This is a genomic window from Streptomyces sp. RLA012 (assembly GCF_056270325.1).
Map to the genome: position 1 here is coordinate 3,148,965 of NZ_JBWDPA010000002.1, position 25,267 is coordinate 3,174,231.

Sequence of the window (25,267 nt, forward strand, 5' to 3'; positions counted from 1 at the left end):
ATCCGGATCGGGTCTGGATCGGGTCCCGGTCCGGATCGGGTCGTGGTCCGGTCCGGGTCCCGTCGGGTCCGGGCCCGGGTGCCGCTTCGGTCCGGGTCCCGGTCCGGGTCCCGATCCGCCCGCGAATTCCCTGCGGGCCTCCCGGCCCACCCGCGGGTTCCGGGCGCGCCGGGGTACCCCGGTCGCCGGTCGCCGTGGGAACCGCCAGGTCACGAGCTGTTCTGGACCCGCGATCATCCGGGAGACCGGCTTTCCGGGCCCGAGGCCGCCGGTGGAGCTTCCGGGCCTCGACGGTCGGCGACAGCACGCGGGCGCCGTCGGGGCGCCTCGGGCAGGGGCCGCTCGGCCGGTGGCGGGGCCGGGCCATGGCCGCCACACCACTGTCGGTCACCGCGCGGTCCACATAGTGACGCTGAGTTGACCGGTGCACACCGCCATGGTGTACTCCGGATCGTGACCGACACCTGTGTGCACCTGTGGCGGAGGGTCCATATGGACCTCGTCCGCTATGCGGGCTGCGTGTGTCGTCCGTCCTGCTGAATTCGCATCTCTTCATCTCCCGCGCGCCCCTCATCCACTGATGCGCGCCCCCACGCGAACGCCCAGGACGGTACCCGTGTCTGTCTCCCCCTCTCCTTCCCTCCCCGCTTCCCTCTCGGCGCCGGTACAGGCCCCCACGGCCCCCACGCAGGCCGACCTGCTCGACTTCGTCCGCCGTACCGCCGCCGATGCCGAGCTGATCGCCTCGCTCCCGCTCGACCCCGAGGGCCGCACCTGGGTGCGCCTCGAAGGGCCCGGCGGCAGTGAGGCCTGGCTCATCGGCTGGCCACCCGGTACCGGGACCGGCTGGCACGACCACGCCGACTCGGTCGGCGCCTTCGTCGCCGCGGCGGGCGAACTCAAGGAGTACTCGCTCGCCGCCCGCCTGCCCACCGACGGCTGGAAGACCCTGGAACTCACCGAGGGCGTCGACCGTGAGCGACGGCTGCCGGTCGGCAAGGGCCGCTCCTTCGGCCGCCACCATGTGCACGAGGTGCTCAACGAGTCCACCGAGGAGCACGCGATCTCCGTCCACGCGTACTACCCGCCGCTGCCCCGCATCCGCCGCTACAGCCGCACGGGTCAGGTACTGCGCCTGGAGCAGGTCGAGCGCCCGGAGGACTGGCAGTGAGCGCCCCGCGCCCGGTGGGCATCGACACGTTGCTCGAACAGGTCCGCGAAGGACTCGACCGGGTCGCGGCCGAGGAGGCGTACGCCGCCGCACAGGCGGGTGAAGCCCTCCTGGTCGACATCCGGTATGCCGCCCTGCGCGAGCGCGACGGGCTGATCCCCGGCGCCCTCGTCGTCGAGCGCAACGAACTGGAGTGGCGGCTGGACCCCCAGGGCAGCCATCGCGCCCCCGAGGCCACGAGCCACGATCTGCGGGTCGTGGTGATCTGCAACGAGGGGTATGCCTCCAGCCTCGCGGCCGTTTCCCTGCGGCAGTTGGGACTGCATCGGGCGACCGACCTGGTCGGCGGATTCCAGGCGTGGAAGACGGCCGGGCTTCCTGTGACGGTCTAGCCGGCTCCTGGTGACTGTCCCGCGGTACGCAAGGGTGGGCCCCACGTATGCAAGAAGGGTGGGCCCCCTGATGTAAGGGGCGCCCACCCTTGCGTACCGGTCCTTACTCCTGGGCCGTGGCCTCCACCACGGGGCGCACCCGCAACGCCACCCGGCCCGGCAGGGCGGTGGCGGCCAGGGCGAGCAGCCCGGCGGTCGCGACCACGGCGACGTACACCAGGGGTGTGACCGCGGGAGCCGCTCGGCCCGTCATGCCGACGCTGAACGCGGTCAGGACGGCGAGCGCGATACCGCTGCCGAGCGCGGTGGCGAGCAGCAGGACCGAGAGCGCCTCCGTACGCAGCATCCGCAGTACCTGACGGCGCGTCGCCCCGGCGAGGCGGAGCAGCGCGAACTCCCGGACACGCTCGGCGACCGACATGGCCAGCGTGTTGACGACGGCGATGGCGGTGAAGGCCAGGACCAGCCCCATGGCGAGGTAGTTGACCTCGGCGTTCGCCTGCTGGCGTTTGGCCTGGACCGAGTCCGCGGCGGCCGGCGCGAGAACGCGCACGCCCGGGAACTCACGGAGGGTAGTCGCGAGTTGTGTCTGTGTACGGGCGGTGCTGACCAGGACGGAGGTCGCGAGCGGGTTGTCCACATGGCGGGCGACCAGGTCATGGGCGAAGGTGAGGTCTCCGAAGCCGAGGCCCTTGGCGTAGACGGCGACAACGGTGACCGTGACGGGCGTGCCGTCGCCCAGGGTCAGTTTCAAGGTGCTGCCGGGCTTCAAGTGGTGTTGGCCGGCGGCGAGTTCACTGACGGCGATGGTGTCCTCGGCGAGCTTGTTCAGGGAGCCGGCGGTGACGTCCGGGTCCCAGGTGCGGGTGAGGCCCGCGGGCGTGACTCCCTGGGCGGCGTACTTGTCGAGACCCACGCGGACGGTCGTACGGACCACTTCGGTGGCGGTGTCGTGGTGCGTACGCAGCTGTCGCACGGCCTCGGCCGGAACGCCGGGGCCCTGCGCGGCCACCACCCAGTCGGCGCGGATGCCCTCGCGGGCCTGGGCGCGGGCCGCGTTGCCCAGGGTCGGCTGGACGAAGAGAACCGTGCAGGTCATGCCGATAAGGAGGGTGAGAGGGGTGACGGCGGAGGCCATCCGGGTGGCATGCCCGCGGAGATTGGCACGCGCCAGCCGGCTGCTGGCGCCGGTCAGCGCGAGCGGACCTCCCAGTACGGCCACGGCCGCCCTGACCAGCAGCGGGCCGAGCAGCGCGACGGAGGAGGCGAGGACCACGACGGCCAGGAAGGTCACGGGGGTCGAGGCGGGCTCGGTACGCAGCACGCTGAGCACGGCGACGAGGACGACACCGCCGGCGAGCAGGGCGAGACCCGCGAGGATGCGCCCCCACGCCGGGCGGGTGCGTTCGACGCCGGCTTCGGCGAGTGCCTCGGCCGGGCGGATCCGGACGATCCGGCGGGAGGAGATACGGGCGGCGGCCCAGGCGCCGAGCAGCGTCGCGGCGATCGCGGCGAACAGCGGGAAGACGCTGACGGTGTGCTGGAGCGTGGCCGGGACGGCGCCCATGACCACGAACCGGCTCTGCAGCCAACTGCCCAGCGGCAGCCCGACAAGCGCGCCTGTCGTGCCGGCGGCCGCCCCGACGATCAGCGCCTCACGGCCGAGCAGTCGGCGGATCTGGCCCGGAGAGGCGGCGATGGCGCGCAGCAGGGCCAGTTCGCGATGACGCTGCTGCACGGAGAGCGCGAAGGTGCCGACGACCACGAGTACGGCCACGAGCAGCGAGGTACCGCCCATCGCACCGCCCATGCTGACCAGTTTCGTACGCGCCGCCGCCGCGTCCAGGAACTCCACGGGGCCTCGGCCGTCACCGGCACTGACCTGCGCGGTCGTACCGTGCAGTGCCTCGGCGACGGACTGCTTGAGCGCGGTCGTGTCCGTGCCCTTCGTGGGCAGCACCCCGAAGGCCGTGACCTGTCCGGGGTGGGCGGCGAGACGACGGGCCTCGGCTGTGGAGAAGAAGAGGGCGGTCTGGTGGCGCATGTCGTGGGCGGGCGCGGCGATTCCGGTCACCCGGTAGGTGCGCGGGCTCTGCGTCGACTGGACGGTGAGGCGGTCGCCGGGCCGGAGGTGGGCGTGCTCGGCGAGGTAGCGGTCCACGACGAGGTCGCCGTCGGCCTCGGGCGCGGTGCCCGCGCTGAGGGTGTACGGGGTCAGCGCGGCGGAGTCCCACGCATGCCCGTAGGCGGGCCGGTCCTTGCCGACGGTCCCGTCGGGTGTCAACGGCTCGGCCAGGAAGGTCAGTTCGGGGATGACCTCGCGTACGCCGGGCGCCTGCCGGAGTCGAGCCGCGAGGTCGTCCGGGAGCCAGGCCCGTTCGGCGATCGGCTTGGCCTTGTGCTTGACCTTGGTCTTGCCCTTCTTGTGTTTGACGGTGGTCTGGTGGACGTTCTGGTCGGCGGAGACCAGGACCGGGGTCGCGGCGTACCGTTCGGTGGCGATCGTGCCGCGCAGGCCCGTTTCCAGAAGGGTGCCGCAGGCGGCGATGAGGGCGGCCGCGCACATCAGGGCGAGGAAGGCGCCGAGGAAGCTGCCTTTGCGGGCTCGCACGGTCTTCAGGGCGTAACGCAGCATCATGAGGGGGCACTCTCTGTTCCGTTGTGGGGCGCCGGCTCGCTCTCGGGCGCGGGGTCGGGGGCCGGGAAGGCGAGGAACCGGGTGAGCACGGTGCGGGCGTCGGGCGGGGTGTCGGCCTCGGGGCGCTTGTATCGATTGAGGAGCGCGATGTACTCCTCGAAGAACGTGCGGAGTTCGGGGAGCGTCAGGCGGACGCTTCCCCGCGAGTACGGGAAGGCGTCGGCCCAGGGGTCGGCTTCGCCCGTTTCCCCCTGCACCTGCTGAGGCTGCGGCCCCTGCTGAGGCTGCGTCTTCGACTGCGTCGTCCTCGGCCGCATCTGCATCTGTATCTGCTCGAAGAGTTCGAGGTCGGCCGCGTACGCGTGGTGGTTCAGCTCGTCCATGACGAGCCGCATCTCGGGGCTCTGCCGACTGCGCGGCGGGAAGCGCCGGTCACCGGGAACGGCCCGCCACCAGCGCTCCCTGCCATGGCCGCCGCCCGTCTCTGTCGGCTGGTCCACTTCCTCCACGAAGCCGTACCGCGCGAGTTCACGCAGGTGGTAGCTGGTGGCTCCGGTGTTGAGCCCGAGCGCCCGGGCCAGCGTCGCCGAGGTCGCGGGGCCCTGCACGGTGAGGTGCTGAAGCATGCGCTGCCGACGGGGCTGTGCGAGGGCCTTGAGCGTGGCGAGGTCGGAGAGCTCGGTGGGGGCGTCCGGAATCTCCTCGTCTCGCCTCGCCGAGGGGTCCGCGCCGGGTTCCTGTGCCATACGTACACAGTCGTCTGTGCACAGGCATCTGTGCATTGCGGCGGCCCGGCGTCTCCAGCCGGGGGTTAACCCCACCTCCGCGCGAGGAAGCTCTGCGCGAGGGAGTCAGGAGGCCCCACCCAGGGCAGGAATGCCACCTCGCCCCTGGGCCGGACGCCCTTCGAACCCTTGGATCCGCACGTGTGTCGGCCATGGCCACGGCCGGACAAAGGCCACGGGCCCGGCGCCCGCCGCCGACAGGGCCCGAGCACACAGGGGTGAGGGACCCGCGCACCCGCCGCCGACAGGGCGCCCGGACACCCATCGTCGAGAGAGCCGGACAGGCGTGGGCGATGGCCCCGTCCTGGCGACGGCGACGGCCTCGGCCAGGCGGGCCAGGCCGGCCAGGCGTCCTCACGAGTCCGAAAAGCCCCCACGGGCAGCCGCCCCCGAGGCTCCGGACCGCCGCCCCGGGTCCAAACCGCCACCCGCGGGTGCAGAGCAGAACAGAGGATCCGCAGGTCCGGACGTCCGCCGGTCCGGACGTCCACAGGTCCGAACGTCCGCCGGGCCCTGAACGCGATCGGCGCCCCCGCGCGTCCACCGTGTTCAGGGCCCGCGATCGCCCCGCGTCCCCTGCGTCCCCCGCGCACATCCCCGAGACCGCATCTCGGCCCCATGGCCTCCAGCGGATGCGGCACGCGGTGCTCCGAACCCCGTGGGATCACGCGGGGTCAGAACCCCTCGTCCCCGAGCCCGTCCGTGTCCTCGCCCTCTTCCTCCAGTGCCTGGCGGACCACGCGCAGGGCCATGCCCTCGGAGTAGCCCTTGCGGGCGAGCATGCCCGCGAGACGCCGCAGCCGCTTGTCGCGGTCGAGGCCGCGCGTGGAGCGCAGCTTGCGCGCGACGAGTTCACGCGCGGTCGTCTCCTCCTGCTCGGAGTCGAGCTGTCCGACGGCCTCGTCGATCAGCGTCGAGTCCACTCCCTTGGTCCGCAGCTCCTGTGCGAGCGCCCGCCGGGCCAGGCCCCGGCCGTGATGCCGGGACTCCACCCAGGCGTCCGCGAAGGCGCTGTCGTTGATCAGGCCGACCTCCTCGAACCGTGACAGCACCTCGTCCGCCACGTCGTCGGGGATCTCGCGCTTGCGCAGCGCGTCCGCGAGTTGTTTGCGCGTGCGCGGGGTCCCGGTGAGCAGGCGCAGACAGATCGCCCGCGCCCGCTCAGCCGGGTCCCCTGGGGGCTCCCCCTTCTCGGCCCTCGACGAGGAAGGAGTGCCTCCGTCCTGTGGGTCGCCGGACGGCTCACCGAAACCGCCACGTCTGCGACGCCCTCGTCCACCACGCGGCCCTCCGTCGCCGCGCCGCCTCTCACCGCCACGGCGTGAACCACCGCCCGGCGAACCGTGACCACCCGACGGGCCGTCACCGTCACCGTCACCGTCGTCCGCCGGACCGTCGCCGCCGCCCGGCCTGCCGACACGACCGCGCGAGCCGCGGTTCGACAAGCCCTCGCCGTCCGGACCTCCGCCCCCGAACCCCTCGGCGCCGTACATTCCGTCGGCCCGCCCGAACCCCTCCGCGTACGACCCATCGCCGTACGCATCCCCGGCCCGACCCCCGTAGGCCTCACCGCCGTACGCCCCGTGCTCGCCGTGCGCTCTTCCACCGTCTCCGGCCGAGTCGTCCTGCCCCCCGTACCCCTGCCCCCGCGGGGCAGCAGGGTGGGCGTACTCGGCCCAGTCGGTTCGTCGCGTCATGGGCTAGCTCTTGGCCGCCGCGGCCTTGGCCTTGGTCGCCTTGGCCGCCGCCGGTGCGGGCACCGTCTTCGCGGCCTCGTCCGAGGCGGTCGAGACCGCCGCGTCCGCGCCCGGCTCGGCGGTGGGCTCCACCGGCCTCACACCGACGCCCAGCTTCTCCAGGATCTTCTTCTCGATCTCGTTGGCGAGGTCGGGGTTGTCCTTCAGGAAGTTGCGCGCGTTCTCCTTGCCCTGGCCGAGCTGGTCGCCCTCGTACGTGTACCAGGCGCCGGCCTTGCGGACGAAGCCGTGCTCCACGCCCATGTCGATCAGGCCGCCCTCGCGGCTGATGCCGTGCCCGTAGAGGATGTCGAACTCGGCCTGCTTGAAGGGGGGCGCGACCTTGTTCTTGACGACCTTGACGCGGGTGCGGTTGCCGACCGCGTCCGTGCCGTCCTTCAGCGTCTCGATGCGGCGGATGTCGAGTCGCACCGAGGCGTAGAACTTCAGCGCCCGGCCACCCGTGGTGGTCTCCGGGGAGCCGAACATCACGCCGATCTTCTCGCGGAGCTGGTTGATGAAGATCGCGGTGGTCTTCGACTGGTTGAGCGCGCTGGTGATCTTCCGCAGGGCCTGACTCATCAGACGGGCCTGCAGACCCACGTGCGAGTCGCCCATCTCGCCCTCGATCTCCGCGCGCGGCACCAGGGCGGCGACGGAGTCGATGACGATCAGGTCGAGCGCGCCGGAGCGGACGAGCATGTCCACGATTTCCAGAGCCTGCTCGCCGTTGTCCGGCTGGGACAGGATCAGGTTGTCGATGTCGACGCCGAGCTTCTTCGCGTACTCGGGGTCGAGGGCGTGCTCGGCGTCAATGAACGCCACCTGTCCGCCGGCCCGCTGGGCGTTCGCCACCGCGTGCAGGGTCAGGGTCGTCTTGCCGGAGGACTCCGGGCCGTACACCTCCACCACTCGGCCGCGCGGCAGGCCGCCGACACCGAGGGCCACGTCGAGCGCGGTCGACCCGGTGGGGATGACCTCGATGGGCTCGTTCGGCCGCTCGCCCAGGCGCATCACCGCGCCCTTGCCGAATTGCCGTTCAATCTGTGCGAGCGCGGCGTCGAGCGCCTTCTCGCGGTCAGTACCTGCCATGGGTTCCACCCGGTTTGCTTGAGTCGATCGCTTCACGTCAAAGACGCTAACGCCTGCCACTGACAATGCGCCCCGACGCCCGTCCGGCCTGTGGATAACTCCGGGACATATCCATGAAAACCCTGTCGAAATCGCCGTCGAGAGCTCCGCCGGAGATTCCATAAGAATGGATGTTCGATTTTCGTGTCAAGCGCACCACGCGGCTCCTCCGAGCCTACGTTCGCGGTCCGACAACGGCCGGATCCGGGCCGACGTCGCGTTCCGCCCGCGCCTGCTCCCCGGGGTGTACGGGAGGAGCCTTCGGTCGTACGACGACCTCGGGGCCCGGCCCGCCGAGGCTTGGGCCTCATGGAAAGCCGCCCTGGAACACCCACTCCTGTCGTGACCGCCGCCCTCGCCGCCCCGGCACGACCGGACCCGGCGCGTACCGCGTGGCGCGGGACGCCCACCGCGTGGCGCGAGGCGCGTCCCGCCGAGCGTCTCTGCCATGCGACCGGTGCCGTGCTGGCGCTCTCCGGGCTGGCGCATCTGGTCGTCTTCGCCGTGGACGGCGGCCCCTGGGACGGGCCCGTCTCCTGGCGCAAGCCCGTCACGTTCGGGCTCTCCTTCGGACTGACGCTGATCGCGATCACCTGGGTCACGTCGTATCTGCGGATCGGAACACGCCTGCGCACCATGCTGCTCCTCGTGTTCGCCGCCGACTGTGTCACGGAGGTCGGCGGGATCACTCTTCAGGCATGGCGCCGGGTGCCGTCGCATCTCGACATGGAGACCGGCTTCGACACGGCGGTGTCGATGACACTCGCGGTGGGCGGCGGGATCCTCGTGGTGCTGCTCACCGTGTTCGCGGTCGCCTCCTTCCGGAACCGGCCCACGGGTCCCCCGGGGATGCCGCTCGCGCTGCGCTCCGGGTTCGCGATCCTGCTCGTCGCCCTGGTGTCGGGCGCCGCGATGATCGCGCGGGGGGTCGTCCTCACCCGTACCGGTCATCAGGAGGCGGCGTACCGCTCCACGGCTCCGCTCAAGCCCCTGCACGGAGTGAGCCTGCACGCCGTACTGGTCCTGCCCGCGCTGGCCTGGCTGCTGCCGCGCACGCCGTGGAGCGACCGGACACGACAACAGCTCATGTACGCCGCGGTCGGCTGCTACGCGGCGGCGGTCCTGGGCGCCGGAGCATGGGCGGCCCTCACCTGGTGAGCCTCATCTGCCGAACAGTCCCCGCAGCCGCGTACGGAAGGGAGGCGAGCTCCTGATCCGGCGTCCCTGGACCCGCGGGTCGTCGGTGACGTCGTAGCGCTTCACATACGCCCCCAGGAAGGCCTGCAGGGTGGCGACGGCGGGGATGGCGATCAGGGCGCCGACGGCACCGAGGAGCGCGGTGCCCGCGATGACCGAGCCGAAGGCGACCGCGGGATGGATGTCCACGCTCTTGGCGGTCAGCTTGGGCTGCAGCACATAGTTCTCGAACTGCTGGTAGACCACGACGAAGATCAGCACCCACAGCGCGTACCAGGGATCGACGGTGAAGGCGATCAGCATCGGCAGGGCGCCGGCGAGATAGGTGCCGATGGTGGGGATGAACTGCGAGACCAGGCCCACCCAGACGGCGAGCACGGGCGCGTAGGGCACGCCCAGTGACTGCAGCAGGATGTAGTGCGCGACGCCGGAGACCAGCGCCATCAGGCCGCGCGAGTATATGTAGCCACCGGTCTTGTCGACGGCGATCTCCCACGCGCGCAGCACCTCGGCCTGCCGGGCGGGCGGCAGCACGGAGCACAGGGCACGCCGCAGCCGGGGCCCGTCGGCGGCGAAGTAGAACGAGAACAGCGTGACCGTCAGCAGCCTGAAGAGACCGCCCAGTACCTGCGCGGACACGTCCAGGACACCGGTCGCGCTGTTCTGCACGTACTTCCGCAGCCAGTCGGAGTGGACCAGGCTGTCCTGGACGTCCACCCGCCTCAGATCGGAGTGGAAGGTCGAGTTGATCCAGTTGATCACCGAGTCCAGGTACGCGGGGAAGCCCTCGACCATCTTGATGATCTGGCCCGCGAGCATCGAGCCGAGCAGCGTGATGAACCCCGCGGTCACGATCAGCAGACCGAAGAAGACGAGGAAGGTGGCCATCCCACGGCGCATGCCGTACGAGGCCATCCAGCTCACCGCGGGCTCGATCGCGAGTGCCAGGAAGAACGCGATGAGAATGTTGATCAACAGCCCGAGCAGTTGGTGGAACGCCCAACTGCCCAGTTGGAAGACGGCTATGAGCGTCAGCGCGAGCACCATCGCGCGCGGCAGCCAGCGCGGCATGCGTGCGCCCTGCGCGGCGGCGTCCCCGCCCGGGGGCGGAGTGGGCGGCGTCGTGCCGAAGGGTGATGCCTGCTGGGCGACCTGCGCGGTCTCGTCTGTCGGGGCCACGGTGCAAGTCTCGCCCACGCCACCGACACTCGGGGGGCCGCCCCCGGATCTTCTGGGCCCGTCAGCGGTTTTCGTACGGAACGTTCATGACCGTGCACACCACGCGCCACACGTCCTTGGCCTCCCAGCCGGCGTTCAGCGCCTCGTGCACGGTCCGTCCGCCGAGCTCCGTCATCACATGATCGCGCGCGAAGGTGTCGGCGTACCCCGAGCCGAAGTGATCCGCCATCCGCTGCCAGAAGACCGTCAACCGCATGACTCCAGTATCCCGCCCCTGAGAGTGGGCCCCGGCCGGGACCGCTTGCCGAGACCGCTTTCCGTCCTACGGTCTGAGGCATGGCCGAAACCGGAGCATCTCCACTCCCCCCGACGCCCCCGGCGCAGACCCCGCTCGCGCGCGCCGAGCACTTCATCTGGCTCACCGCACGCGTGCTGGAGCAGCGCCGCTTCGCGTATCACTTCCTGAACTGCGACGTCGGCGGCGCCGACGCGGTGGAGACCGCGCTGGCCGCCTACCACAACGACGACGAGGGATACGGTCACGCGCTCGAACCCGATCTGCGTGGCCCGGTCAGCCAGCCGCTGCACACCGGGCACGCGCTGCGTGTCCTCGACTCGATCGGGCGGTGCGGCGGACAGCGCGTGGAGCGCGTCTGCCGCTATCTGACCTCCGTGTCGACGGCGGACGGCGCGCTGCCGGCGATCCGTCCCAGTCAGCGCGGCTATCCGCATGCTCCGTTCGTACCGATCGTCGACGATCCGCCGAGTGAACTCCTCGCGACCGGGCCCGTGGTGGGCCTGCTGCACCGCAACGAGGTGTGGCACGCCTGGCTGTTCCGGGCCACCGACTTCTGCTGGCAGGCGGTCGAGTCCCTGGAGAAGTCCCATCCGTACGAGATCGAGGCGGCCGTGGCCTTCCTGGACTCCGCTCCCGACCGCCCGCGCGCGGAGGCCGCCGCCGACCGGCTGGGCCGCCTGACGCGCGAGCACCGGCTCGCGGCACTGGATCCGGAGCGCCTCGACGCGTATCCGGTGGCGTCCGGCTACGCGCCGGGCGAGCACCATTTTCCGCACGACTACGCGAAGACCCCGGGCTCACTCGCGCGCGCGTGGTTCACCGACGAGGAGATGGCGCGCTCGCTCGACTTCCTGGCGGACGAGCAGCAGGAGGACGGCGGCTGGCCGGTCCGCTGGCGTCAGTGGGCGCCGGGCACCGCCCTGGAGTGCCGTCCCATGGTGACGATCGAGGCCTTGCGCACCCTACGGGCGTACGGGCGGCCCATCGGCTGACTTCGCCCGCTCGGGGCTCGCGATGCGGCGCGAGCCCCGTCGTCAGCCCGCGAGCGCCCGCACTGCCGCCGTCACGATCACGGCCGCGCCGATCACGAGCAGAAAGGGGGCGCGCAGGAGGAGGGCGACGGCGGCCGCGGCGAGTCCTGCGACCTTCGCGTCCACGACCAGGACGCGCCCGTCGGCGAAGGTCTGCTGGGCCGTGAGCGCGGCCAGGAGGGCAACGGGCAGCAGGGCGGCGAGGCGTTTGACGAGCGGCCGCTCCAGGACGCCCGCGGGGACCAGCAGCCCGATGAGTTTGACGGCGTAGCAGCCCACGGCGGTCGCGCCGATCGCGATCCAGATGTTCAACGGTCTTCCCTTGGTGCCTCAGGAGCGCTCCCGGGGCTGCCGGCGGACTTCATGCTGCGGCGGCCCTCTACGTAGAGAGCGGCGGGAGCGGCCAGGGCGGCCACCAGGACGGGCACTCCGGCGGGCAGCACGGGCAGCAGACCGAGCCCCAGCAGGACCGCGGCACCGGCCACCGCGCGCTCCGTGGTGGTCTTCAGCATCGGCGCGAGCAGCGCGAGGAAGACCGCGGGCCCGGCGGCGTCCAGCCCCCACGCGTCGGTGTCGCCGATGGCCTCGGCCCCGACGGCGCCCAGCAGGGTGGTCAGGTTCCACAGCACGTACAGGGAGAGCCCGGTGACGGTGAAGCCGATCCGGACGCCGCGGCGGGTGGGCTGGGCGAGCGCGACGGCCGTGGTCTCGTCGATGACCCACTGCGCGGCGAACGGGCGCACCGCGCGCGGGAGGGCCAGCAGCTGCGACAGGCGCAGTCCGTAGAAGGCGTTGCGCACCCCGAGGAAGAACGCCCCCGCGGCAGCCGTGAGCGGATTGCCGCCGCCCGCGAGCGCGCCCACGAGCGCGAACTGCGAGGCACCGGTGAACACCAGGAGACTGAGCGCGCAGGTCTGCAGCACCGTGAGCCCGCTGCCGGCCGAGGTCACCCCGAAGGCGAACCCGGACAGTCCGACGGCGACCCCGACTCCCAGGGCGTCCCGGACGACGGCCGCGTCGGGTTTTCCGCCGCCTTCTTCCCTGTGTATGTCTGCGAGAGCTGTCTGTTCTGCCACGCCCTGGACAGTAGGGACGGCGGCGCGTCGGCGTCTTGTACGTTCTTGCGTTGTACGTTCTTGCGCTCACGCTGGTAGGCGCCCGGGGGCACGCCCACGATCCGGGTGAAGTGACGGTTGAGGTGCGGCTGATCGGTGAAGCCGACGATCACGGCCGCCTCGGCGGGCACGGAGCCGGCGTCCAGGAGGTGGCGTGCCCGGCGGACCCGGGCATCGGTCAGCCAGGTGTGGGGCGGCATGCCGTAGGTGTCGCGGAACGCGCGCAGCAACGCGAACGGACTGGTGCCGAGGTCGGCGGCGAGCCGCTCCAGGCTCGGGGGCTGGGCCATCCGTTCCTCCAGCACGGCACGCGCGCGTGCGGCGACGCGGGCACCCGCCGTCCGCACGGCCCGTTGCGGGAGCGGGCCGCCGTTCAGGCGCAGCAGGCGGGTCACCGCGACCCGCAGCAGGGTGTCGGCGGCCAGCGCGTTGCCCTCCTCCGCGGCCCGGAGCACTTCGTGGACCAGGCCCGCGGCGTACGGGTCGTCGAGCACGGGGCTGGTGAATCCGGGGGTGCCGCGGATCGTGGTGGTCTCGGCGGCGATCTCGGCGACCAGTGCCGGCGACGGGTACACCGCCCCGTAGCGCCAGCCCTCGGGGACGCCCGCGCGGCCCGTGTGCGAGGTGTCGGGGTTGACCAGCGCGAGCGCGCCGGGCCCCGCGTACTGGTCGGCGCCGCCGTGGTGGAAGACCTCGACGCCGTCGGAGATGGCGGCGATCACGAAGTTCTCGTGGGTGTGCCGCACGAAGATCTTCTCGACGAACCGGGCTCGCAACAGATCGACGCCCGGCAGCTCCGCGTACTGCCAGTGCCGAGCCCGCTCCCGCCCCGAACCTGCCACGCCCCCATTCTCCGCCACCCTCGTCGAAGGCAGCCGCAGCAGGCACCCCGGCCCGCAGCCGCCCACCCCCGACCCACCACCCACCATCCACCGAAGGCGCATTGGCTCCTCCAGCGGAGCGTTCCCGCAGGTCAGGACGATTGTCAGTGGCCGGGTGCAGGATGGACGCATGGTCAGCTCCGCACACCGAGCCCTCGACGGCTTCTCCCCCGCGACCCGCGGCTGGTTCACGGGGGCTTTCTCCGCGCCCACCGCGGCCCAGGCCGGGGCGTGGAAAGCCATCGGCGAGGGCTCGGACGTGCTGGTGGTCGCCCCGACCGGCTCCGGCAAGACCCTGGCCGCGTTCCTCGCCGCGCTCGACCAGCTGGCCTCGGCCCCGGCACCGGCCGACCCCAGGAAGCGCTGCCGGGTGCTGTACGTGTCCCCGCTCAAGGCCCTCGCGGTCGACGTGGAGCGCAATCTGCGCAGCCCGCTGACCGGCATCCGGCAGGAGTCGGTGCGCCTCGGGCTGCCCGAGCCCGAGGTGAAGGTGGGCATCCGCTCCGGCGACACCCCGGCCGCGGAGCGCCGCGCACTGGCCACCCGCCCGCCGGACATCCTGATCACGACACCCGAGTCGCTGTTCCTGATGCTGACGTCCGCGACACGCGACGCGCTGACGGGCATCGAGACGGTCATCCTGGACGAGGTGCACGCGGTCGCGGGCACCAAGCGCGGCGCCCATCTCGCGCTCACCCTGGAGCGCCTCGACGAGCTGCTGCCCAAGCCCGCGCGCCGCATCGGCCTCTCCGCCACGGTACGTCCGGTGGACGAGGTGGCGCGCTATCTCTCGCCCCGCCGCAAGGTGGAGATCGTCCAACCGCCGTCCGGCAAGGAATTCGACCTCTCCGTGGTCGTGCCGGTCGAGGACTTGGGCGAGCTGGGCGGCTCCCCGGTCGCCGAGGGCAACGAGGGCGCGGAGAAGCCCTCGATCTGGCCGCATGTCGAGGAGCGGATCGCCGACCTCGTCCAGTCCCACCGCTCGACGATCGTGTTCGCGAACTCCCGACGCCTGGCGGAGCGCCTCTGCAACCGGCTGAACGAGATCGCGTACGAGCGGGCGACCGGCGAGCCCTTGGCGGATGCCCACGCCCCGGCACAGCTCATGGGGGGCTCGGGCGTGGCCCAGGGGGCACCTCCCGTCATCGCGCGGGCGCACCACGGCTCGGTCTCCAAGGAGCAGCGGGCTCTGGTCGAGGAGGATCTGAAGGCGGGTCGCCTGCCCGCGGTGGTCGCCACCTCCAGCCTCGAACTCGGCATCGACATGGGCGCGGTCGACCTCGTCGTCCAGGTCGAGTCCCCGCCGTCCGTGGCCTCCGGTCTCCAGCGCGTGGGCCGCGCGGGCCACCAGGTCGGCGCGGTCTCCACCGGCGTCGTCTTCCCCAAGTACCGCGGCGACCTCGTCCAGGCGGCGGTCGTCACCGAGCGGATGCGCACCGGGTCGATCGAGTCCCTGCGGGTCCCCTCCAACCCCTTGGACGTGCTGGCCCAGCAGCTCGTCGCGATGACCGCGCTCGACACCTGGCAGGTCGACGACCTGCTCGCCACGGTCCGCCGGGCGGCCCCCTTCGCCTCACTCCCCGAGTCGGCGTTCACGGCCGTGCTCGACATGCTCGCGGGCCGCTATCCGTCCGACGCCTTCGCGGAGCTCAGGCCCCGCGTGGTGTGGGACCGCGTCGCCGGTACGGTCACCGGCCGCCCCGGCGCCCAGCGCCTCGCCGTCACCTCCGGGGGCACGATCCCCGACCGCGGCCTCTTCGGGGTCTTCCTCGCGGGGTCCGACCCCAAGAAGGGCGGCGGCCGGGTCGGTGAGCTCGACGAGGAGATGGTCTACGAGTCCCGCGTCGGCGACGTCTTCACGCTCGGCACGAGTTCCTGGCGCATCGAGGACATCACCCGCGACCGCGTCCTGGTCTCGCCCGCGCCCGGCGTCCCGGGCCGGCTTCCCTTCTGGAAGGGCGACCAGCTCGGCCGCCCGCTCGAACTGGGCCGCGCGGTCGGCGCGTTCCTGCGCGAGGTCGGTTCACTCCCCAAGGACGACGCCCGCCTTCGGCTGCTCGCCGCCGGACTGGACGCCTGGGCCGCCGACAACGTGCTCTCGTACCTCGCCGAACAGCGCGAGGCGTGCGGGCACATCCCGGACGACCGGACGATCGTCGTCGAGCGGTTCCGCGACGAGCTCGGGGACTGGCGCGTGGTCGTGCACTCCCCGTTCGGCGCCCAGGTGCACGCCCCCTGGGCCCTCGCACTGGGCGCCCGGCTCTCCGAGCGCTACGGCATGGACGCCCAGGTCATGCACGCCGACGACGGCATCGTGCTGCGCCTGCCCGACGCCGACCTGATGGGCCTGGACCTGCTCGACCAGGAGCCCATGAAAGCGGGCGCCTCCTTGAATACGGCGATCGACGCGGAGCAGGCACCCGTCGGCGCGGCGGACGTCGCCTTCGACAAGGGCGAGGTCAACCAGATCGTCACCGACCAGGTGGGCGGCTCGGCGCTGTTCGCGTCCCGGTTCCGCGAGTGCGCCGCCCGCGCGCTGCTGCTGCCGCGCCGCAGCCCCGGAAAGCGCACCCCGCTGTGGCAGCAGCGGCAGCGCGCCGCCCAACTGCTCCAGGTGGCGAGCGAGTTCGGTTCGTTCCCGATCGTCCTGGAGGCGGTCCGCGAATGCCTCCAGGACGTCTTCGACGTCCCCGGGCTCACCGAGCTGATGGGCGACATCGAGTCGCGCAAGGTCCGGCTCGTCGAGGTCACCACTCCCGAGCCCTCCCCCTTCGCCCGCTCGCTCCTCTTCGGATACGTCGCCCAGTTCCTCTACGAAGGCGACTCCCCGCTCGCCGAGCGCCGCGCCGCCGCCCTGTCGCTGGACTCCCGGCTGCTGGCCGAGCTGCTCGGCCAGGCCGAGCTGCGCGAGCTGCTCGACGCCGATGTACTGACCGAGCTGGAGCGGGAGCTGCAGTGGCTCACCGAGGACCGCCGCGTCAAGGACGCCGAAGGCGTGGCCGACCTGCTGCGCCTGCTGGGACCGCTCAGCGACGCCGAGCTGGCCGAGCGCGGCGCCGAACGGCAGTGGGCCAAGGAGCTGGCGGGAGCCCGCCGCGCCATCCGGGTCCGTATCGCCGGGGCCGACCACTGGGCGGCCATCGAGGACGCCGGCCGCCTGCGCGACGCACTCGGCACCGCGCTGCCGGTCGGCGTGCCGGAGGCCTTCACCGAGCCGGTCAAGGACCCGCTCGGCGACCTCCTCGCACGGTACGCGCGCACCCACGGTCCGTTCACCTCCACCGCAGCCGCCGCCCGCTTCGGCCTCGGCACGGCGGTCACGGACGGGGCGCTGCAGCGCCTCGCCGCGAACGGCCGTGTCGTCCAAGGGGAGTTCCACCCGGCGGGCATCGGCCAGGAGTGGTGCGACGCGGCGGTGCTGCGCAGACTGCGGCGCCGCTCGCTCGCGGCCCTGCGGCACGAGCTGGAGCCCGTGCCACCCGCCGCACTCGCGCAGTTCCTGCCGCAGTGGCAGCACGTCGGCAGCGGGCACGGGCTGCGCGGCGTCGACGGACTGGTGCGCGCCGTCGAGCAGTTGCAGGGCGCCTCGGTGCCCGCCTCCGCCCTGGAGAAGCTGGTCCTGCCCTCCCGGGTCACCGGTTACGCCCCCGCGCTGCTCGACGAGCTCACCGCCGCCGGAGAGGTGGTCTGGGCCGGAGCCGGGGCGCTGCCGGGCAAGGACGGCTGGGTCTCGCTGTATCTCGCGGACGCGGCCCCGCTGCTCCTGTCGCCCCCGCATCCCCTTGAGCCGACCGCACTGCACCAGTCGGTCCTGGACGCCCTCTCGGGGGGCTACGGCCTGTTCTTCCGCCAGATCGCCGACCAGGTCCGCGCCACCACGCACCCCGACGCCACCGATCCCCAACTCGCCGACGCGATCTGGGACCTGGCCTGGTCCGGGCGTCTCACGAACGACACGCTCGCCCCGATGCGCTCCCTCCTGGGCTCGGGCCGCACCGCCGGTTCCACGGCCCACCGCGCCAAGCGCGCGATCCCGCGCGGGCGCTACGGCTCCCTGACCGGCGCCGCACGCCCCCAGTCCCGTACCGGCCCGCCGACCGTGGCCGGCCGCTGGTCGCTGCTCCCCACCCGTGAACCCGACGCCACCGTGCGCGCCCACGCCCTGGCCCGCACGCTGCTCGACCGGCACGGCGTGGTGACCCGGGGCGCCGTCGCCGCGGAAGGCGTCGAGGGCGGCTTCTCCGCCGTGTACCGCATCCTGTCCGCCTTCGAGGACAGCGGCCAGGCACGCCGCGGCTATGTGGTGGAAGGGCTCGGCGCCGCCCAGTTCGCGATGGACGGCGCGGTGGACCGGCTGCGCGCGGCGGCGAACGCACGGGACCGGGGCGAATCCCCGACCGCCCCGGACTCCCTGACCGGTTTCCCCGGGCCGAACGGCTTCCCGGGCGCCGCCGACCGCACACCCCCTCCCGGCTTCCCCGGCGACGGAGACCGCACGAACACCGACGGCTTCCCGCCCGACAGCGGCCACACGAACGCCCCCGGCTTCTTCGACGACCGCGACCTCGGCCGAGCCGACGGGTCGGGTTTCCCGAGCGACCACCACCGCGCGAACACCTTCGACCGCCCCGGCGACCACGGCCCCGCGCATCTCCCCGCCCTCCCGGACGACCTCGACCCGGCCGGCTCGCTCGGCTTCCCGGAGGACTCCGCGTACGCCGACGACCACCGCTTCGCGGCCGACCCCGCCCTCTCCCCCAGCCGCTTCCACCCCCGCTCCCACTCGACCTCCCGGACAGCCCCCCAGGCCGTGGTCCTGGCGGCCGCCGACCCCGCGAACGCGTACGGCGCGGCCCTCCCCTGGCCCGAGCCCCCCACCGACGCCGGACACAAGCCGGGCCGCAAGGCGGGCTCCCTGGTGGTGCTCGTCGAGGGCGAGCTGACGCTGTACATGGAGCGCGGCGGCAAGACCCTGCTGGCCTGGCCCTCCGAACCGGACGGGGCGGTCATGGAGGACACACGTCTGCACGCCGCCGCGGAGGCCCTCGCCGCAGCCGCCCGCGCGGGCTCGCTCGGCACGGTCACGGTGGAGCGCGTCAACGGCGTCTCGGCCCTGACCTCACCCTTCGGCACCCTCCTGGAAGGAGCCGGCTTCATCGCGACCCCCCGCGGGCTGCGGCTGCGCGCATGACCACCCCGCGGGCTGCGGCTGCGCGTACGACCACCGTGCACCCCAGCACCAGCCCCCACGCAAACCCACCCCGACCCGTGCCACCCTGGAACCCATGCCCGAAGGAGACACCGTCCGGCAGGCCGCGAGGCGACTGCACATCGCCCTCGCGGGCAAGGTGCTGACCCGCTCCGACCTGCGAGTGCCCAGATACGCCACCGCCGATCTCACCGGCCGCACGGTCCTGGACGTCACCCCGCGCGGCAAGCACCTCCTCACCCGGATCGAGGGCGGCCTGACACTGCACTCGCATCTGCGGATGGACGGCTCCTGGAAGGTGTACGAGAACGGCCGGCGCTGGAGCGGCGGCCCCGCCCACCAGATCCGGGCGATCCTCGGCACCGCGGACCGCACGGCCGTCGGGTACCGGCTGCCCGTGCTGGAGCTGCTGCGCACCGCGGAAGAGGACCGCGCCGTCGGCCACCTCGGCCCCGACCTCCTCGGCCCGGACTGGGACCCCGGCAAGGCCCTGGACAACCTCCTCCAGGACCCCGCCCGCCCCCTCGGGGAGGCTCTGCTCGACCAGCGCAACCTCGCCGGCATCGGCAATGTCTACAAGAGCGAGCTCTGTTTCCTCCTCCGGGTCACCCCCTGGCTCCCCGTCGGCGAGCTGCCCGCCGACCGCGCGGCGCAGCTGCCCACCCTCGCCAAGAACCTCCTGGAGGCCAACCGCGACCGTCCGGTCCGCAGCACCACTGGCCGCCGCGACGAGAACCTGTTCGTGTACGGCCGCGCACCCCGCCCCTGTCTGCGCTGCCGCACCTCGATCCGCCGGGCCGACCAGGGCGACGGCTCCCGCGAGCGCCCCACGTACTGGTGCCCGACATGCCAGTCCGGCCCCACGCCACCACCGGGCCCCACCCCGCCGCCGACCGTCGGCGCACCCCGTACAACTCCCCACCGCACAACCAATTGACGACCCGTCAGAAACCCTCGTACGGTCCCTTCATGCCCGTCAAGGCGTACGACCTCACCGGACGCACCGCATTCGTCACCGGCGCCGCCAGCGGCATCGGGCGCGCCTCCGCCGTCCTTTTGGCGGAAGCGGGGGCCATCGTCCACTGCGCGGACCGGGATGCAGGGGGCCTGCACGAGACGGCGACCCTCATCAAGGAGCGAGGCGGCTCGGCCCGCACACACCCGCTCGACGTCGGCGACCGCGGTCGGCTCCAGCAGGCCGTCGCGTCCTGCGAACGCCTCGACATCATGGCGGCGATCGCCGGGATCATGCACCGCAGCCCCGTCCTGGAGACCCGGGACGAAGACCTCGACCGGGTACTGAACGTCAACTTCAAGGGCGTGCTGTACGCCTGCCAGGAAGCCGCCCGCCTCATGATCGCGAAAGGCGTCCGGGGAAGCATCATCACGATGGCGTCGAGCGCCATCGACACCGGCGGCCCGGGCCTGCTCTGCTACGGCGCGGCCAAGGCGGCCGTCGTACAGCTGACGAAGACCCTGGCCACCGAGATCGGCCCGCACGGCATCCGCGTCAACGCGGTCGCGCCCGGCTGGACCCGTACACCGATGACCGACCACCACGGGGAGGCACAGGCGCGCACCGAAGCGGTCATGGCACGGCTGTCGCCGCTGGGCCGGGTCGGCGAACCCGAGGACATCGCCCACGCCGTGCTGCACCTGGCCTCCGACGCCTCGGCGTTCACGACGGGCCAGATCCTCCGCCCGAACGGCGGCGTCGCCATGCCTTGGTAGCCCCTGCACCGCCGCGTCACGGCCCCGCCAAGCCCTGCGCCACCCCACCCCTGCGCCGCCAAGCCCTGCGCCACCCCCTGCACCGCCGCGTCACGGCCCCGCAGCTCCCACCCCCCACGCCCCCACCGACGCCTCAGTCCGCCCCCTGACGCGCCCCGCGCCCCCACCACCCCCGAGCACCACGCGCCCCCAAACGCGCCGCCCCATGCCCTCCCACCCCCCACCGAGCACTCCGCCCCCTACGAAGCTCTCGGCACGCCCCCTACGCGCCCCGCACCCCGCGCCGCAGCCGCTCCCTCAGCCGCTTCCTCAGTCGCTCCGCCCCGGCCGCCCCCGCGACCTGCACCTTCGGCACACAGTGCACCGGCAGGAGGCTCACCCCCCAGCCCCCGGCCGTCACCACCCCCTCCAGCACCCCGGCGTCGGGCGCCAGCACGAGCCGGAGCACCCCCCACCACCACAGCGCACCGAGCCCCAGCGCAACCCCCCAGCGCGCCAATCGCCCTGCCATGGTGCCCACCTCCAGCCCGAAGCTAGACTCGCGCCCTCATCCACCGGCAGGGCGCACCAACGGCACAGAGGCGCACCCCAGGCACATGAGAAGCCGGCCGGGGCGTCCGCCGGGCACGAAGGAGCACCCGGCGATCACCGAAGCGAGCCGCGCACGGTCCGCGGGCGTCACTCGTCCTGCACTCACCCGTTCTCCGCTCACCCGTTCTCCGCCTGGAACATCCAGTGATGCTTCTCAAGGGCGCCGGTGACCTGGATGAAGATGTCCTGGCTCACCGGATCGGCCTCGCCGGTCGCGTCCACCCGCACCCGCATCCGGCTGATCACCGCGCTCAGCGCGTCCACCATCGTCCCCACGGCGTCGGTGTCCCTGATCCAGCCTTCGGGTGTCACACCGATACCGCTGCTGGTGGCCACGGTCGCGGCCCGTCCGTCGGGCGGGACACCCAGCGTCGAGGAGCGTTCCGCCACGGTGTCGGAGTGCCGCCGCGCGGTGTCCACGACCTCGTCGAGCTGGAGATGGATGGAGCGGAAGCGCGGTCCGACGATGTTCCAGTGGACCTGCTTCGCCACGAGGGAGAGGTCCAGCAGGTCGACCAGCGCTCCCTGCAGCGCTCCGGCCACCGTCTTCAGGTCCGCGTCGGACAACGGGCTCTTCACTACGTACATCGGGATCCTCCGTTTTCTCTCGACCCCATCAACCATGGCATATATGGACAATTAGGGTCACTCGAAGATGATCGGAGGCGATCGAAGACAATCGGAAGCGACCGGAAGCGACTACGGGCAAGTGGGACCCGACAGACAACGAAAGCCCCGGCCGAAGCCGCTCCAGGTCTCCCTGAAGCACCCCCGGCCGGGGCTTCTCGCAAGCATGCTCAGCTCATGAGCGCGAACTCGTGAGCGTCAGGCGGCGACGACGTCGACCGCCTCGGCTGGCGCCTTGATCGTGACCCGTTCCGGTGGCACACCCGTGACCGATACGGAATTCAGCATCGGACGGCGCACCGGTGCGGGCACCGGCTCGGTGGCCGCAGCAGACCGGGCCAGCTCGGCGAGGGCGAGCTCGTCGCTCACTTCCCGCATGAGCTCGGACATCCGTACGTCCAGCGCGTCGCAGATGGCGGAGAGCAGCTCGGAGGATGCCTCCTTCTGCCCCCGCTCCACCTCGGAGAGATAGCCGAGTGAAACTCGGGCGGACGAGGAGACTTCGCGCAGAGTACGGCCCTGGCGCTGGCGCTGCCGACGCAGCACGTCACCAAGCAGGCGACGGAGCAGAATCATCGGTGGCTCCCTCCTCGGACCGCGTAGCCGCATCCTTCACGCCCCACCGTACCGCCTTGCGCCGCGGCCGTGCGGGGAGCGATGTCGTGTTCACTCAGGGCTGCAAACATCAAAACCCCCCGTTCTGTTCCGTATGCTGTGCCCGCTCATTCCCGGTCTGTTCGCCCGCCAGCTCCGTCAGAAGCAGTGCGAGTACGCTCCGTACACTCTCCATACGGATTTCCGCCCGGTCGCCGTTCAACCGCAGCGGCAGCACTTTCCCGCCGCCGACGGCCGAAAAAGATGCCGACGACGGCCCGTCGACGGCCACGAAAACCGTCCCGACCGGCTGTCCGTCCTGAGGTTCGGGCCCCGCGACACCGGTGGTCGCGATCCCCCAGTCGGCGCCGAGCGCCTGCCGTACGCCACTCGCCATCTGGGCCGCGACCAGCGGATCCACCGCGCCGCGCTCGGCCAGCAGAGTGGCGTCGACGCCCAGCAGTTCGTGCTTCAGTTCGGTGGCATACGCGGTCACCGAGCCCCGGAAGGCCTGGGAGGCCCCGGGCGTCGCGGTGATCTCGGCCGCCACCAGGCCGCCGGTCAGCGACTCGGCCACGGCGAGCGTCTCGCCCCTCACCGTGAGTAGTCGCAGCACCTCGGCGGCGGTGGAACTCACCGCTCCGCCTCCTCGGCCGCCGCCTGCCGCTCGGCGATTCCGCTTCTGCGCAGCACAATGGCCTGTCTTATGTAGTCGAGCCCGCTGACGACGGTCAGGACGACCGCCACGGCCATCACCCAGAACCTCAGGGTGGCCAGCGGCCCCGTCAGCGCCAGGACGTACATCCCGACCGCCGTGCCCTGCGCGAGGGTCTTCAGCTTGCCGCCGCGGCTGGCCGGAATGACCCCGTAGCGGATCACCAGGAAGCGCAGCAGGGTGATTCCGAGCTCGCGTCCGAGGATCACACCCGTCACCCACCAGGGCAGATCGCCCAGCGAGGAGAGACAGATCAGCGCCGCACCCATGATCGCCTTGTCGGCGATGGGGTCGGCGATCTTCCCGAAGTCGGTGACCAGGTTGTACGTGCGCGCCAGGTGGCCGTCGAAGATGTCGGTGATCATGGCGACGGCGAAGGCCGCCCAGGCCCAGGCCCGCCACACGGGGTCGTACCCGCCGTCGGCCAGCATCAGCGCCACGAAGCCCGGCACGAGGACGAGCCGGATCATGGTCAGGATGTTCGCGATGTTCCAGAGGCTGGCCTGGTTGACGGCCGCAGCGCCCAGCTTCCCGCCCCGCGCCGGCTTGGAGTCCCCGGGAACGCCGGGAGCGCCCGCCGCACCTTTCGCGCTGGGGGAGCCGCCCGCCGCGGATGCCGGGGCACCGGTCATCTGCCCGCCTCCTCAATACACGCGAGCGAGCCCAGGAGCGGCTCGGCCACCAGGTCGACACCTTCCGTACCGACCACCTTGGCCTCGACGATACGGCCGACGGTCAGACCTTCGCCGCTCGTGAACAGCACCTGGCCGTCCGTCTCCGGCGCCTGGTGCGCGGCGCGGCCGTACGCGCCCTCGTCCCCGTCTAGGGACTCCACCAGCACGTACAGGGTCTCCCCGACACGCTCCTCGGCGCGCTGCGCGACCAGTTCCTCGGCAAGCCGGGACACCCGCGCGAGACGCTCGGCGACGACGTCCTCGTCCAGCTTGTTCTCGTACGTCGCCGCCTCGGTGCCGTCCTCGTCGGAGTACCCGAAGACACCGATCGCGTCGAGGCGGGCGCCCGTGAGGAAGCGCTCCAGCTCCGCGAGGTCGGCCTCGCTCTCGCCGGGGAAGCCCACGATGAAGTTGGACCGGACACCGGCCTGCGGGGCCTTGGAGCGGATGGTGTCGAGCAGCTCCAGGAAGCGGTCGGTGTCGCCGAAGCGCCGCATCGCGCGCAGCACGTCGGGCGCGGAGTGCTGGAAGGAGAGGTCGAAGTAGGGCGCGATGTTCGGCGTGGAGGTGAGCACGTCGATGAGCCCGGGGCGCATCTCGGCGGGCTGCAGATAGCTGACCCGCACGCGCTCGATGCCCTCGATCTCGGCGAGCTCGGGCAGCAGGGTCTCCAGGAGGCGGATGTCGCCCAGGTCCTTGCCGTACGAGGTGTTGTTCTCGGAGACCAGCATGATCTCCTTGACGCCCTGCTCGGCCAGCCAGCGGGTCTCGTTCAGGACGTCGCTGGGGCGGCGCGAGATGAAGGAGCCGCGGAAGGACGGGATGGCGCAGAACGAGCAGCGCCGGTCGCAGCCGGAGGCGAGCTTCACCGAGGCGACCGGGGAGCCGTCCAGACGGCGGCGCAGGGGTGCACGGGGGCCGGAGACCGGAGCCACGCCCTCCGGGAGGTCCGAGGGGGCGCCGTGGCCGGGAAGGGCCACCTCCTCGCCCGCGCTCTGCCGCTCTGCCGGGCTGATCGGCAGCAGCTTGCGCCGGTCGCGCGGGGTGTGCGAGGCGTGGATGCCGCCGTTCAGGATGGTCTGGAGGCGGTCGGAGATGTCCGCGTAGTCGTCGAAGCCGAGCACGCCGTCCGCCTCGGGGAGGGCTTCGGCGAGTTCCTTGCCATACCGCTCGGCCATGCAGCCCACCGCCACGACGGCCTGGGTTCTGCCATGACCCTTGAGATCATTGGCTTCCAGGAGGGCGTCGACGGAGTCCTTCTTGGCGGCCTCGACGAAGCCACAGGTGTTGACGACGGCGACGTCCGCTTCCTCGGCGTCCTCCACGAGTTGCCAGCCGTCCGCCTCCAAGCGGCCTGCGAGCTCCTCCGAGTCCACCTCGTTACGGGCGCAGCCAAGGGTGACGAGTGCGACGGTACGGCGTTCAGGCATGGGCTCAAGACTACTTTGTCTCACTGACAGCCCACGTCGACGGGGTTGGCCGATCTTGGCCAACCCCGTACCCGCTTATGCCGTGGGCCCTTTGTGCGCCCACTCGTGAGCCCGTTGTCCGGGCGCCACGGTCACCCCTGGG

The 25,267-nt window shown here is 72.1% G+C and carries 23 protein-coding genes; 8 read left to right on the forward strand and 15 right to left on the reverse strand.

What is annotated here, in order from left to right; genetic code table 11:
- The first annotated feature begins 468 nt into the window (after positions 1–468).
- From RV986_RS14365 to RV986_RS14375, 3 genes are all read left to right on the forward strand, one after another.
- Positions 469–540, forward strand: a complete 72-nt coding sequence (locus RV986_RS14365; protein WP_311710492.1) for a putative leader peptide — start codon at positions 469–471, stop codon at positions 538–540.
- A 76-nt stretch (positions 541–616) separates the two neighbouring features.
- Entirely contained in the window at positions 617–1,171 is a 555-nt protein-coding gene (locus RV986_RS14370; RefSeq protein ID WP_475917778.1) for a cupin domain-containing protein, read from the forward strand.
- Positions 1,168–1,563 (forward strand): rhodanese-like domain-containing protein, encoded by a 396-nt coding sequence (locus RV986_RS14375; protein WP_475917779.1) that lies wholly within the window; start codon positions 1,168–1,170, stop codon positions 1,561–1,563. Before RV986_RS14370 ends, RV986_RS14375 begins: the two co-directional genes overlap by 4 nt.
- A gap of 103 nt (positions 1,564–1,666) precedes the next feature.
- On the opposite strand, the gene RV986_RS14380 is transcribed toward RV986_RS14375, so the two are convergent.
- From RV986_RS14380 to recA, 4 genes are all read right to left on the reverse strand, one after another.
- Complete coding sequence (locus tag RV986_RS14380) at positions 1,667–4,201, reverse strand: ABC transporter permease (protein ID WP_475917780.1); 2,535 nt, start codon at positions 4,199–4,201, stop codon at positions 1,667–1,669.
- On the reverse strand, positions 4,198–4,947 hold the full coding sequence (locus RV986_RS14385) for an ArsR/SmtB family transcription factor (RefSeq protein WP_475917781.1): 750 nt from the start codon (positions 4,945–4,947) through the stop codon (positions 4,198–4,200). Before RV986_RS14385 ends, RV986_RS14380 begins: the two co-directional genes overlap by 4 nt.
- 713 nt (positions 4,948–5,660) lie before the next feature.
- Positions 5,661–6,683, reverse strand: coding sequence for a recombination regulator RecX (recX, locus tag RV986_RS14390; RefSeq protein ID WP_475917782.1), 1,023 nt, complete (start codon positions 6,681–6,683; stop codon positions 5,661–5,663).
- A gap of 3 nt (positions 6,684–6,686) precedes the next feature.
- Positions 6,687–7,814: a recombinase RecA gene (recA, locus tag RV986_RS14395; protein WP_475917783.1), complete on the reverse strand. Its 1,128-nt coding sequence runs from the start codon at positions 7,812–7,814 to the stop codon at positions 6,687–6,689.
- A 348-nt stretch (positions 7,815–8,162) separates the two neighbouring features.
- Here recA and RV986_RS14400 point away from each other — a divergent pair, with 348 nt between their 5' ends.
- Positions 8,163–9,011 (forward strand): hypothetical protein, encoded by an 849-nt coding sequence (locus RV986_RS14400; protein WP_475917784.1) that lies wholly within the window; start codon positions 8,163–8,165, stop codon positions 9,009–9,011.
- Between the two features lie 3 nt (positions 9,012–9,014).
- Here the strand turns inward: RV986_RS14400 and RV986_RS14405 are convergent, their stop codons facing one another.
- Entirely contained in the window at positions 9,015–10,229 is a 1,215-nt protein-coding gene (locus tag RV986_RS14405) for an AI-2E family transporter (RefSeq protein ID WP_475917785.1), read from the reverse strand.
- A gap of 61 nt (positions 10,230–10,290) precedes the next feature.
- Positions 10,291–10,485: a DUF3046 domain-containing protein gene (locus RV986_RS14410; protein ID WP_475917786.1), complete on the reverse strand. Its 195-nt coding sequence runs from the start codon at positions 10,483–10,485 to the stop codon at positions 10,291–10,293.
- A gap of 80 nt (positions 10,486–10,565) precedes the next feature.
- Here RV986_RS14410 and RV986_RS14415 point away from each other — a divergent pair, with 80 nt between their 5' ends.
- A complete protein-coding gene (locus tag RV986_RS14415; protein WP_475917787.1) occupies positions 10,566–11,519 on the forward strand; it encodes a hypothetical protein in 954 nt (317 codons plus the stop codon).
- A gap of 42 nt (positions 11,520–11,561) precedes the next feature.
- Here RV986_RS14415 and RV986_RS14420 read toward each other — a convergent pair whose 3' ends face one another.
- From RV986_RS14420 to RV986_RS14430, 3 genes are read right to left on the reverse strand one after another with little or no spacing between them, the layout of a single operon-like run.
- Positions 11,562–11,870 carry an AzlD domain-containing protein gene (locus RV986_RS14420; RefSeq protein ID WP_475917788.1) on the reverse strand — a complete coding sequence of 103 codons (309 nt, stop codon included), beginning with the start codon at positions 11,868–11,870 and terminating at the stop codon, positions 11,562–11,564.
- Positions 11,867–12,607 (reverse strand): AzlC family ABC transporter permease, encoded by a 741-nt coding sequence (locus tag RV986_RS14425; protein WP_475924281.1) that lies wholly within the window; start codon positions 12,605–12,607, stop codon positions 11,867–11,869. The genes RV986_RS14420 and RV986_RS14425 overlap by 4 nt, the downstream gene beginning before the upstream one ends.
- Positions 12,505–13,515 (reverse strand): AraC family transcriptional regulator, encoded by a 1,011-nt coding sequence (locus RV986_RS14430; protein WP_475917789.1) that lies wholly within the window; start codon positions 13,513–13,515, stop codon positions 12,505–12,507. Before RV986_RS14430 ends, RV986_RS14425 begins: the two co-directional genes overlap by 103 nt.
- 169 nt (positions 13,516–13,684) lie before the next feature.
- Between RV986_RS14430 and RV986_RS14435 the strand changes: the two genes are divergently transcribed.
- From RV986_RS14435 to RV986_RS14445, 3 genes are all read left to right on the forward strand, one after another.
- A complete protein-coding gene (locus RV986_RS14435) occupies positions 13,685–18,745 on the forward strand; it encodes an ATP-dependent helicase (RefSeq protein WP_475917790.1) in 5,061 nt (1,686 codons plus the stop codon).
- 94 nt (positions 18,746–18,839) lie between these two features.
- On the forward strand, positions 18,840–19,700 hold the full coding sequence (locus RV986_RS14440; protein ID WP_475917791.1) for an Fpg/Nei family DNA glycosylase: 861 nt from the start codon (positions 18,840–18,842) through the stop codon (positions 19,698–19,700).
- Positions 19,701–19,732: 32 nt separating this feature from the next.
- The gene (locus tag RV986_RS14445; RefSeq protein ID WP_475917792.1) at positions 19,733–20,494 is read left to right on the forward strand and encodes an SDR family NAD(P)-dependent oxidoreductase; all 762 of its coding nucleotides are present in this window, start codon (positions 19,733–19,735) and stop codon (positions 20,492–20,494) included.
- A gap of 262 nt (positions 20,495–20,756) precedes the next feature.
- Here the strand turns inward: RV986_RS14445 and RV986_RS14450 are convergent, their stop codons facing one another.
- The 6 genes from RV986_RS14450 to rimO all read right to left on the reverse strand — a co-directional run bounded on the left by RV986_RS14450 (position 20,757) and on the right by rimO (position 25,125).
- Positions 20,757–21,005 carry a hypothetical protein gene (locus tag RV986_RS14450; protein ID WP_475917793.1) on the reverse strand — a complete coding sequence of 83 codons (249 nt, stop codon included), beginning with the start codon at positions 21,003–21,005 and terminating at the stop codon, positions 20,757–20,759.
- Between the two features lie 197 nt (positions 21,006–21,202).
- Entirely contained in the window at positions 21,203–21,673 is a 471-nt protein-coding gene (locus RV986_RS14455; RefSeq protein ID WP_475917794.1) for a Dps family protein, read from the reverse strand.
- 237 nt (positions 21,674–21,910) lie between these two features.
- Positions 21,911–22,288 (reverse strand): helix-turn-helix domain-containing protein, encoded by a 378-nt coding sequence (locus RV986_RS14460; protein WP_266474405.1) that lies wholly within the window; start codon positions 22,286–22,288, stop codon positions 21,911–21,913.
- Positions 22,289–22,397: 109 nt separating this feature from the next.
- The gene (locus RV986_RS14465) at positions 22,398–22,943 is read right to left on the reverse strand and encodes a CinA family protein (protein WP_475917795.1); all 546 of its coding nucleotides are present in this window, start codon (positions 22,941–22,943) and stop codon (positions 22,398–22,400) included.
- On the reverse strand, positions 22,940–23,653 hold the full coding sequence (gene pgsA, locus RV986_RS14470) for a CDP-diacylglycerol--glycerol-3-phosphate 3-phosphatidyltransferase (RefSeq protein WP_475917796.1): 714 nt from the start codon (positions 23,651–23,653) through the stop codon (positions 22,940–22,942). The genes RV986_RS14465 and pgsA overlap by 4 nt, the downstream gene beginning before the upstream one ends.
- Positions 23,650–25,125 carry a 30S ribosomal protein S12 methylthiotransferase RimO gene (rimO, locus tag RV986_RS14475; protein WP_475917797.1) on the reverse strand — a complete coding sequence of 492 codons (1,476 nt, stop codon included), beginning with the start codon at positions 25,123–25,125 and terminating at the stop codon, positions 23,650–23,652. Before rimO ends, pgsA begins: the two co-directional genes overlap by 4 nt.
- Positions 25,126–25,267 lie beyond the last annotated feature (142 nt).

Excerpts from the sequence above, each read along its gene's own strand:
- recX (WP_475917782.1), bottom strand. The coding sequence starts at position 6,683 with ATGACGCGACGAACCGACTGGGCCGAGTACGCCCACCCTGCTGCCCCG.
- RV986_RS14415 (WP_475917787.1), top strand. The coding sequence starts at position 10,566 with ATGGCCGAAACCGGAGCATCTCCACTCCCCCCGACGCCCCCGGCGCAG.
- recA (WP_475917783.1), bottom strand. The coding sequence starts at position 7,814 with ATGGCAGGTACTGACCGCGAGAAGGCGCTCGACGCCGCGCTCGCACAG.
- RV986_RS14400 (WP_475917784.1), top strand. The coding sequence starts at position 8,163 with ATGGAAAGCCGCCCTGGAACACCCACTCCTGTCGTGACCGCCGCCCTC.
- rimO (WP_475917797.1), bottom strand. The coding sequence starts at position 25,125 with ATGCCTGAACGCCGTACCGTCGCACTCGTCACCCTTGGCTGCGCCCGT.
- RV986_RS14435 (WP_475917790.1), top strand. The coding sequence starts at position 13,685 with ATGGTCAGCTCCGCACACCGAGCCCTCGACGGCTTCTCCCCCGCGACC.
- RV986_RS14380 (WP_475917780.1), bottom strand. The coding sequence starts at position 4,201 with ATGATGCTGCGTTACGCCCTGAAGACCGTGCGAGCCCGCAAAGGCAGC.
- RV986_RS14410 (WP_475917786.1), bottom strand. The coding sequence starts at position 10,485 with ATGCGGTTGACGGTCTTCTGGCAGCGGATGGCGGATCACTTCGGCTCG.
- RV986_RS14455 (WP_475917794.1), bottom strand. The coding sequence starts at position 21,673 with ATGTACGTAGTGAAGAGCCCGTTGTCCGACGCGGACCTGAAGACGGTG.
- RV986_RS14450 (WP_475917793.1), bottom strand. The coding sequence starts at position 21,005 with ATGGCAGGGCGATTGGCGCGCTGGGGGGTTGCGCTGGGGCTCGGTGCG.
- RV986_RS14440 (WP_475917791.1), top strand. The coding sequence starts at position 18,840 with ATGCCCGAAGGAGACACCGTCCGGCAGGCCGCGAGGCGACTGCACATC.
- RV986_RS14385 (WP_475917781.1), bottom strand. The coding sequence starts at position 4,947 with ATGGCACAGGAACCCGGCGCGGACCCCTCGGCGAGGCGAGACGAGGAG.
- RV986_RS14445 (WP_475917792.1), top strand. The coding sequence starts at position 19,733 with ATGCCCGTCAAGGCGTACGACCTCACCGGACGCACCGCATTCGTCACC.
- pgsA (WP_475917796.1), bottom strand. The coding sequence starts at position 23,653 with ATGACCGGTGCCCCGGCATCCGCGGCGGGCGGCTCCCCCAGCGCGAAA.
- RV986_RS14460 (WP_266474405.1), bottom strand. The coding sequence starts at position 22,288 with ATGATTCTGCTCCGTCGCCTGCTTGGTGACGTGCTGCGTCGGCAGCGC.